Origin of the sequence: Streptomyces sp. UH6, from assembly GCF_013421635.1 — a bacterium.
GTDB lineage: Bacteria > Actinomycetota > Actinomycetes > Streptomycetales > Streptomycetaceae > Streptomyces > Streptomyces abyssomicinicus.
On record NZ_JACADT010001252.1, the window covers coordinates 1 to 1,389 of the forward strand.

The following is a 1,389-nucleotide window of genomic DNA, read 5'->3' on the forward strand; positions in this document are numbered from 1 at the left end:
CCGGCGGGGGCGGTGACCAGCACGTCACGGCTCGCGGCGGGCGGGTTCAGCGGGTCTACGACGGTCAGCCGGATCTGCATCGCCGTCAGCGATCCCTTCCGCTCGGGCGCCCGTGGCAGCGGTCGATGCGCCTCACGGTCCCCCACCGCGCCATCCCCACCGCACACACACGAGCGCGTCGGCCTGTAGCTGTAGCAGGGTGCATCCTCGCACCCGACACCCGGGGCGCGCCCCTCGGCCGCCCTCAAGTGATCTTGATTGGTCACCTCTGCCCGGGAAAGTGGCCCATTCGACTCCCCTTTGTGACCGATACCGCTCCTCGACGGAAACCATGCGACCGGGTTGCACGTCTTTTCTTCGGGGACCCGTCCCGGGCCGGTCGTGGCCCTGCCGGGGGCGGCCACCGCGGAGCACCCGCGGCCCCCCGTCACGGGCCGTGTCCGGACCGAGACGATTCCGGGCCGACCGACGACCGCCGCCACCGGCCCTCACGGCACTACAGTGGGCGGGACCGGCCGTGAGCGCCGGTGCGAGTGATCACGACCAGCAGGGAGCGCATGACGTGCGGCCGGTAGGCAGCAAGTACCTGCTCGAGGAGCCGATCGGACGCGGCGCCACGGGCACCGTCTGGCGTGCGCGCCAGCGGGAGACCGCGGGGGCCGAGGCCGCCGTCGCCGGGCAGCCCGGTGAGACCGTCGCCATCAAGGTCCTCAAGGAGGAGCTGGCGAACGACCCGGACGTGGTGATGCGGTTCCTCCGCGAGCGCTCCGTCCTGCTCCGGCTCACCCACGACAACATCGTCCGGGTCCGCGACCTGGTCGTCGAGGGCGACCTGCTCGCCCTGGTGATGGACCTGATCGAGGGCCCCGACCTGCACCGCTACCTGCGGGAGAACGGTCCCTTCAGCCCGGTCGCCGCCTCGCTGCTCACCGCGCAGATCGCCGACGCGCTGGCCGCCAGCCACGCCGACGGCGTGGTGCACCGCGACCTCAAGCCCGCCAACGTCCTGCTGCGGCAGACCGGCGGCGAGCTGCACCCGATGCTCACCGACTTCGGCATCGCCCGCCTCGCCGACTCCCCGGGCCTGACCCGCACCAGCGAGTTCGTCGGCACGCCGTCCTACGTGGCCCCGGAGTCCGCCGAGGGCCGCCCGCAGACCTCCGCCGTGGACATCTACGGCGCCGGCATCCTGCTCTACGAGCTGGTCACCGGCCGCCCGCCGTTCGGCGGCGGCAGCGCGCTGGAGGTGCTCCAGCAGCACCTGAACGCCGAGCCGCGCCGCCCCTCCACGCTGCCCGAGCCGCTGTGGACGGTCATCGAGCGCTGCCTGCGCAAGAACCCCGACGAGCGCCCCAGCGCCGTCAGCCTGGCCCGCGCGCTGCGCGTGGT

1 protein-coding gene is annotated in these 1,389 nt (G+C 73.3%); it reads left to right on the plus strand.

What is annotated here, in order from left to right; genetic code table 11:
• Positions 1–562: 562 nt before the first annotated feature.
• A partial coding sequence (locus HW445_RS31020; RefSeq protein ID WP_180224110.1) for a serine/threonine-protein kinase occupies positions 563–1,389 on the plus strand: 827 nt, incomplete at its 3' end.